This is a genomic window from Embleya sp. NPDC005971 (assembly GCF_040629175.1).
Taxonomy (GTDB): Bacteria; Actinomycetota; Actinomycetes; order Streptomycetales; family Streptomycetaceae; genus Embleya.
Map to the genome: position 1 here is coordinate 1 of NZ_JBEXUX010000135.1, position 8,195 is coordinate 8,195.

The 8,195-nt window shown below is 72.0% G+C and carries 5 protein-coding genes and 1 pseudogene; 3 read left to right on the forward strand and 3 right to left on the reverse strand.

The genetic code is table 11. The features are described 5' to 3' along the window. Both ABZ374_RS47485 and ABZ374_RS47490 read right to left on the reverse strand, forming a co-directional pair. Window positions 1-478 (reverse strand): annotated as a pseudogene (locus ABZ374_RS47485) (two-component sensor histidine kinase); the annotation flags it as partial. A gap of 83 nt (window positions 479-561) precedes the next feature. Further along, complete coding sequence (locus tag ABZ374_RS47490) at window positions 562-726, reverse strand: hypothetical protein (RefSeq protein ID WP_360324781.1); 165 nt, start codon at window positions 724-726, stop codon at window positions 562-564. A 359-nt stretch (window positions 727-1,085) separates the two neighbouring features. Between ABZ374_RS47490 and ABZ374_RS47495 the strand changes: the two genes are divergently transcribed. After that, window positions 1,086-2,561, forward strand: coding sequence for a M20/M25/M40 family metallo-hydrolase (locus ABZ374_RS47495; RefSeq protein ID WP_360324784.1), 1,476 nt, complete (start codon window positions 1,086-1,088; stop codon window positions 2,559-2,561). A gap of 155 nt (window positions 2,562-2,716) precedes the next feature. Here the strand turns inward: ABZ374_RS47495 and ABZ374_RS47500 are convergent, their stop codons facing one another. After that, entirely contained in the window at window positions 2,717-3,631 is a 915-nt protein-coding gene (locus ABZ374_RS47500; RefSeq protein WP_360324787.1) for an alpha/beta hydrolase, read from the reverse strand. A 96-nt stretch (window positions 3,632-3,727) separates the two neighbouring features. On the opposite strand from ABZ374_RS47500, the gene ABZ374_RS47505 reads away from it, so the two are divergent. Further along, window positions 3,728-4,432: a TetR/AcrR family transcriptional regulator C-terminal domain-containing protein gene (locus ABZ374_RS47505; RefSeq protein WP_360324790.1), complete on the forward strand. Its 705-nt coding sequence runs from the start codon at window positions 3,728-3,730 to the stop codon at window positions 4,430-4,432. Window positions 4,433-4,841: 409 nt separating this feature from the next. After that, window positions 4,842-8,195, forward strand: a 3,354-nt coding sequence (locus ABZ374_RS47510) for an amino acid adenylation domain-containing protein (RefSeq protein ID WP_360324793.1), incomplete at its 3' end; no start/stop codon positions are given.

Here is an 8,195-nt window from a genome sequence, read left to right on the forward strand (position 1 = left end):
GCAGGTTGTGCTCGGACAGTCGGCGTGCCGTCGCGGTGATCCTGTGCACCGGACGCAGCACCCGGCCGGACATCCACCAGCCGACCAGCATCGAGCTCGCGGCCAGGAGCAGCAGAGCCGCGATGAGCACGGTCAGCAACTGACTCATCGTCACGTTCTGGCCGGTGTCGACGGCCCGCTGGATCGCCTCTGCCGGGACCGTGTTGTCCGGGGTCTGCGTACCCTGCAACGGTTGCGCGGGCTGGGCCCGACCCACGCAGACCGGGGCGATTTCGTTTGTGTCCGTGGTCGGGGACGTGGTGATCCTCAATGTCCTCGCCAGCGCGATCGGCAATCGCTCGGACAGCCGCCGGCCGACGAACCAGTACACGATGCCCAGCAGCACCGTGCCGACGACGAGCGACATGCCGCCGTACAACAGGGTGAGTCGGGCCCGCGCCGACGGCCGGCGGAACAGCCTCCGGTAGGGCAGCCGCACGCCCGAGAGCAGCCGCCTGCCTGTCGCCGGGCCGCTCCGTCGGGATGCCCTCCGGCCGCTTCCACGAGGTGTGCGCGGGCTGTTCATATCAGGGATCCCGAGCCGGGTACGGGCCGGACGACCTGCGGGTCGCCCGGTTCGGCGCGCAGCTCGCACATGGTCACCCGCGCGATGTCGGAAAAGGGGTCGACGGTCCGGTCCCACACCCGCTCCGGCATTTCCTCGTCCTCGGTCACCAGAACTTGCAAGGTTTGTCGCTCCGTTTCGAGCCGGGGAAGGGGGTGGGGAGGGTGGGGAACGAATGGAGCACGAATAGAGCACGAATGGGCCCGAACGGCCCGATTCGCAGGCTTCGGATGAACCCCATCGGTTATACGCGCGCCTGCGTTAACTCCGGATAACCGATCCGGGTGACGTCGTGGCAACCCGTCGGTGCGTAGACCTGTTGTTGCTCTCACGCCGCTACGGCGGGTGGTGACCACACGAGCGACGGGTGCGACGACGGGCGGGAGAGCGGCAGCGGTGACGAGGTTCCGGCGCGCGGGAGCGAGACGGTCTCCCCACCGAGGCCGGTCACCCGCACATCGGCAACGGGAAGGAGTGGACAGTGACTTCACAGGATGGACGCCGGGTGGCCGAGGGAATGTCGCGGAGACGGATGTTGGGGGCGATGGGCGCGGGCGCGGTGGCCTCGGCCGGCGTGGCCGGGCGGGCGTACGGCTCGCCTGCCGGGGCTCGTTCGGCCGCGGAGCTGGTGGCCGGGCCGATCAAGCGGGATCTGGCGATGTTGGATGTGATCGCCGCCCGGCACGGCGGCAACCGGGGTGCCGGCCTGCCCGGCTTCGACTACTCCGCGTGCTATGTGGAGGCCCGGCTGCGCGACGCCGGATACCGTACCCGGCGTCTGGCGGTCGGCTACGACCGAACCGATCACATCCGCGACACCGTCGAACAGGTCCGCCCTCGAGCGCGCAGCGTTTTTCACGTCGCGGCGGGCGGAGTCGCGGCATCACCGACCGGCGGTGACACCGGGGACTTGGTCATTCCGCGCGATGCCTTCGGTGACGCCGCGGACAGTTGGGAGGGCATCGACGCCCGCGGGAAGGTGGCGCTGTTACAACTGCGCCCGAACCTGCTGCGCGGCGCCCGTCGGGAGCACGTCGGCGGCGGATGCCACAGCGGCATGGCGGCCAGGAGGCAACGGGTCGCCGCGGATCAGACCGAGTCGGCCCGCCAGGCCCTGATCCGGGCCCGTGCCGCCGGCGTTGCGGCGGTGTTGTTCCACCTCGATCAGGTCGACTTCCCGATCGGTCTGGTCTTCGATGCTCCCGGGGACGCCGGGCTGCCGCCGGCGAGCGTCGTCTTTTCCAGCGACGCCACCGCGCTGCGCGAGGACATGAACGCCGGCGGTACGACGGTGCGCGTCGAACTGGAGCTGCGCCGGCGACATGTGGACACCTTCAGCGTGCTGACCGTGCCCCCGGACGCCTCCGCCGCCAGGTACCTGTTCGGCGCGCATCTGGACAGCGTCCCCCGGGGCCCCGGCATCGACGACAACGGCTCCGGCTCCGCGCTGCTGCTCCACCTCGCCCATGCCCTCGCCGTCGAGCCCGCAGGCAGTCCCGTGCAGTTCTGCTGGTGGGGCGGCGAGGAGGACGGCATGCGCGGCTCCCGACACTTCGTCGAGACCGAACCGCTCCAGCCGATCCGCGGCTACTTCAACCTGGACATGGTCGCCGCCCCCAACTATGTCATCGGCGTCTACGGCAACGGGCCGCAACGCCATTTCACCGACCACTTCACCGCCATCGGCCAACCCTGGCTCGAAGGACCCGTCGACGGGATGTCCGACCAAGTCCCCTTCCTCGACGCCGGGATCCCCGTCGCCGGGATCGACACCGTGCGCAGCGCACCCGCCGCCCTCAAGGACGACCGCGAAGCCGCACTGTTCGGAGGCACCGTCGGGCGGCCCTTCGACCCCAACTACCACGGCCCGGGCGACACCGTCACCAACATCAGCACCAAAGCCCTGGCCATCTGCACCACCGCCGGCCTGGCCGCGCTCCGAGCCGTGAGCCGCTGACAGGCAACGACCGGCGACCCGCCCGATAATCCCCCGCCCGGGGGCCGCTCGTTCGCTTCCTCGTCCGCGGATCAGCGTGCGGTCACCGCACGCGGCCTTGTCACTGCGCAAGCGTCATGTCACCACCGTTGCCGCCGTGTTCCGGCCCGGCCGTCCTACCGGTGGTCCTCGGATCGCGATGCCCGGTCCGCCAGCGCCCGTACCTCGGCGGCGACGGCGGCATGACGCTCGCGCGGTATGTCGTGCCCCACGCCGGGCTGCAGGACCAGGCGTGCGCCGGGGACCGCAGCGGCTGTGGCGTGGGCCGCGGACGGCTTGAGCAGGGGATCGTCGGTGCCGTGCAGCACCAGCGTCGGGACCCGCAGCTCCGCCAGGGACGGGCCGTGCCACTTCGCGCCGATCTGCCGCGACTGGGCCTTCGGGTCGGCGATGCCGGTGTCCACGTCGGCGCTGATTCGCTCCAGCGCCTCCACTTCGTCGAAGGGGTAGCCGGGTGACGCACACAGACGGGCGACCGCGAGGCCCATGGCGATCCTTTCCTCCCGGCTTTCGGCGGGCTTGATCCGGGCGAACCTGGCGAGGGTGCCCAGGCGCAGATACCGGAAGGCGCCCAGGCCGCCGACGTCGCTGGGCAGCGCCGCGGACGAGGTGAGTGTGCGCACACGATCCGGGTGGCGCAGGGCGATGCGCTGGGCGACGACGCCTCCGAGGGAGTGCCCGAAGAGATGGGCGGATTCCCAGCCGAGCCCGTCCATGACCGCGATCGCGTCGTCGGCCAGGTCCTCGGCGGTGTAGGCCGCGCTGCGGCGGGCGGCAATCGCGGCGAAGGGGTTGCCCGACGAGGTCTGCGCCTGCATCCGGGTGGAGTTGCCCGAGTCCCGCTGGTCGTAGCGCGCGACGGCGAATCCGGCGGCCGCCCACGCCGCACACAGTCCTTCCGGCCACCAGTGCCGGGACACCGCCAGACCCATCACCAGCAGCAGCGGCTCGCCGTCCGCGCCCTCCCGGAACCGGTCGTAGGCGAGGTCGACGGCTCCGTTGTGGGCGAAGCGGCGTTCGGTCCAGGACATGGCGGGCTCCCTCGGTGGACGAATAAACTGCGATCGGTGTTCGCAGTATTAGACTACAGCAGGCCAAGGACCGCACGCCGAGGAAGGTTTCCGACAGTGACCGAACACGAGCCCCGACCCACCGTGTGGTCACGGCCCGAACGCGGCACGCGCGGACCCGCACCCGAACGCGACCGCCGGCAGATCACCGCCGCCGCCGTCGCCCTGGCCGACGCCGACGGACTGGCCGCCGTCTCGATGCGCGCCCTTGCCCGGGAACTGGGCACCGGACCCGCCTCGCTCTACCGCTACCTGGCGAGCCGTGACGACCTGCTGGACCTGATGGCCGACGCGGTCACCGGCGAGGTCGACCTGTCCGCCGCACCCGGCGGCGACTGGATCGGCGACCTCACCGCCCTCGCCCTGCAGGCCAAGGCGGCACACGCCCGGCACCCGTGGCTGCTCGAACTGACCGCGCAGCGCGGCAGTGTGCTGGGGCCCAACGCGATCGACTACCTCGACCACGCCCTCGCGATCCTGACCCACGCCCCCGGCACCAGCTCGCAGAAACTGGAGACGATCGGCTTCGTCGGCGGCCTCGTCACCCTCTTCGCCCGCCACGAGGCGACCACCACCGCCGGCGGCGCGACCCCGTCCGCACAGGCGGCCCACCTTGCCGCCGTCGCCGCCGAGGGACGCCATCCCCACGTGCTCGCCGCACTGGCCACCGCAGGCCCCGCACCGTCGGACGGCCCCGCCGACCGGGACGCCCTCTTCGAACGCCTGTTGCGCCGCATTCTCCCCGGACTGCTCGGCTCGTGACGAAACGACCGCTGCTCGGCTTGCGCTTCGACCCGTTCGCCTCGGTCGGGCGCCCTTCCGGTGGTGTCCGGGGTCGGTGCGGGGCGCACCGGTTCTGACGACGCGTTCGACGTCGTGACGGGGCGCGGGCCTGTGCCTTCTTGAACCGGCAGGCCGACCCGGACCGGGTCGGGAGGTGGGCGCACCGGCGGAACGGGCCGCCTTCGTGCGCGGGTTCCGAATGCCCGACGCGTCCGTTGCGGCGCGGGAGCGGCCGGGCCGGGGCGACGGCTCTCGCGATCGTGTTCGGCGCGGCAGCCGACAAATGTGGACAAAGTTACTTCTAATGGGACATGTGTGTGGTGGCTGTCACGGCGTGGTGACCGGTCGGCCGGAGCACAACCACGTCCGAGCCCCTGGGAGGTTTCCGATGTCCAGCCCCGGTGACACAGCCGTGTTCGTCCCCGATCCGGAGACCGACGAAAACGCCGAGACAGGCCGTGCCTCGGCCCCCGATCCCGAGCCCCGAACGTTGTCGTTGACGGCCGCCCAGCGCGAACTGTGGTTCGCCGAACAGCGTGCGCCCGGCGGTTCGGAAGGCCGGGTCGCCGAGTGCGTGGAGATCCACGGGCCGGTGGACGCGGCGCTGTTCGAGGCGGCGGTACGGCAGGTGCTGGACGAGGCGGAGGCGCTCCGGGTGTGCATCCGGCCCGGGAAGGACGGTCCGGTGCAGATCGTGGACCCGGATCCGGAGTGGGCACCGGTGGGCGTCGACGTCAGCGATCGGGCCGATCCCGAAGCGGCGGCCCGGAGTTGGATGGCGGCGGACATGGCCGTCCCGATGGACCTGCCCCGGGGGCGGCTGTTCCGCTGCGCCCTGATCAAGCTGGGGGCGGAACGCTGGCTGTGGTACGGCACCAGCCACCACATCGTGATGGACGGCTTCGGATTCTCGCTCGTCGTGCAGCGCCTGGCCCAGATCTATACGAGCCTGGTGGCCGGCGAGCCGATCGCACCGTCACCCTTCGGAGCACTGGCGGATCTGGTGCAGGCCGACCTGGACTACCGGGCCTCGCCGGACTACGCCGCGGACCGCGACTACTGGGCGGCGCTGCTCGCCGATCGCCCGGCATCGGTGCCGGTGCCCGCGCGACCGGACCTCGCGCGCGGGGAGGATGGCCCGGGCGACGGGCATCCGCTCGCGGGTACCGCGCACAGGACCGAACTGCGCCCGCCGGCACGGCCGGAGGCACTACGGGAAGCGGCCCGGCGCGCCCGGGTGTCGAGGTCGCGATTCGTCGTCGCGCTGGCCGCCGTCTACCTGCACCGGCTGACCGGCGAGCGGGACGTGGTGATCGGTCTGGTCGTCACCGGCCGCGCGAACCGCCGGCTCCTCACGATTCCGGGAACGCTGGCCAACGTCGTGCCGCTGCGCCTGACGGTGCATCCGGGCATGCCGCTGGCCGAGTTGCTCACCCAGGTCGATCAGGCGGTGGAGCGGGCGGTGCCGCACCAGCGCTACCGCGGCGAGGACCTGGTCCGCGAGCTGGACCTGCCCGCCGCCGGCGACACCTGGTTCTCGCTGGCGGTCAACGTCATGTCGTTCGGGAGGCCGCTGACCTTCGGCGGACATCCCTGCACCATCCGCAACCTTGCCCGCGGAGCGACCGCCGACCTGTCGCTGGGGGCGGTGGAGCGGCGTGACGGCACCGGCATGCACCTGGAACTGCAGGGGGCACCCGGTCGGTACGGCGACGCCGACCTGGCCGACCACCAGCAGCGCCTGCTGAGCCTGCTCGACGCCATGGCCACCGCCGACCCGGACCGTCCCATCGGCACCTTCGACCTCCTCACCCCGGACGAACGCCGCGAACTGTCGGCCGGCCACGACGCCCCGGCGGTCGAACTCCCGGCTGTCGCGATGGCGGAACTGTTCGAGACGCGCGTGCGCATCGCCCCGGACGCGGTGGCGCTGGTACAGGGCCGGGAGAACCTGAGCTATGCGGAACTCAACGCGCGGGCGAACCGGTTCGCGCACGCCCTGATCGCCCGCGGCGTCGGCCCCGAGGACATCGTCGCCCTCGTCCTGCCCCGCTCCGTCGAACTGGTCACCGCGATCCTGGGGGTGCTCAAGGCCGGCGCCGCCTACCTGCCCGTCGACCCGGCGCATCCGGCCGAGCGGATCCGGTACCTGCTCGACGACGCCCGCCCCGCCGTGTGCATCGACACCGCGGCGACGGTGGTCGCGATGAGCGAAGGGCGTGCCGCCACCGACCCCGGTGTGGCCGTCGACCCCCGCCACCCCGCGTACGTCATCTACACCTCCGGCTCCACCGGCACCCCCAAGGGCGTGGTCGTCACCCACATCGGCATTCCCGGCCTGGCCGCGGCACCGGCCGAGCGGTGGGGCATCGATACCGAAAGCCGTGTCCTGCATGCGGCCTCACCCAGCTTCGACGCCTCCGTGTGGGACCTGTGCGCCGCCCTGACCGCAGGCGCCGCGCTGGTGCTCGCCCCGGCCGACGACCCACTGTCCGTGTTCACCGATCCCCACCTGAACGCGACACACGTACTGCTGCCCCCGTCCGTCCTCGCGGCACTGTCCCCGGACGCGGTGTCGGCAGGGAACATCGGCGTCGCCGGCGAGGACTGCCCGCCCCACCTGGTGGCCCGTTGGGCTCCCGGTCGGTGGATGATCAACGCCTACGGCCCGACCGAGACCACCGTCTGCGCCACCATCAGCGACCCGCTGACCCCCGACGCGGTCGGGACACCGCCGATCGGCCGGCCGATCACCGGTACCCGCGTCCACGTCCTCGACGCCGGTCTGCAACCCCTCCCGCCCGGCTGCGTCGGCGAACTGTACATCGCGGGTCAAGGCTTGAGCCGCGGCTACCTGAACCGGGCCGGCCCGACCGCCGAACGCTTCGTGGCGTGCCCGTTCGGCCCGCCGGGAGAGCGCATGTATCGCACCGGCGACCTCGCCCGATGGCGCGTCGACGGCAGCGGTCTGGAGTTCTGCGGCCGCGCCGATCGGCAGGTCAAGATCCGCGGCCACCGGATCGAACCCGGCGAGATCGAGACCGCGCTGACGGCGCACCCCGGCGTGGCCCGGGCCGTCGTCGTCGCCCGCGAGGACCACCCCGGGGACAAACGCCTCGCCGCCTACGCGGTGCCGGCGCCCGGCACCGTACTGCGGCCGGTCGACCTGCGCGAGCATCTCGAACAGCGGCTGCCCGACTACATGGTGCCGGCGGCGTTCGTGCTCCTGGACGCGGTGCCGTTGACCGTCAACGGGAAGCTGGACCAAGCCGCGCTGCCCGTGCCGGGGCCGGTCGGCGGTGCGGGTTCGAGTCGGGCCCCGCGCACCCCGCACGAGCAGTTGCTGGCCGGGTTGTTCGCCGAGGTCCTCGGGCTGCCCGCGGTCGGTGCAGACGACGACTTCTTCGCCCTCGGCGGGCACTCCCTGCTCGCCACCCGCCTCGTCTCCCGCGTCCGCGCACTGCTGGGGGTCGAGGCGGAGCTACGCGATCTGTTCGAGAGCCCCACCGTGGCCGGTCTCGCCGCGTCCTTGCGCGACGCCGGGCAGGCGCGCCCCGCCGTGGTGCCGGTGCCGCGGCTCGGGGTGGTGCCGCTTTCGTACGCGCAACAACGATTGTGGTTTCTCGATCGCCTGGAGGGCCCGGGGCCCACCTACAACGTTCCGTTGGCGTTGCGTTTGTCGGGTGTGCTCGATCGGGGTGCGTTGGAGCGGGCTGTGGTGGATGTGGTGGTGCGGCACGAG

What these genes read in the sequence shown, in the direction of transcription:
- ABZ374_RS47500 (WP_360324787.1), bottom strand. Translation starts at nt 3,631, where the DNA reads ATGTCCTGGACCGAACGCCGCTTCGCCCACAACGGAGCCGTCGACCTC.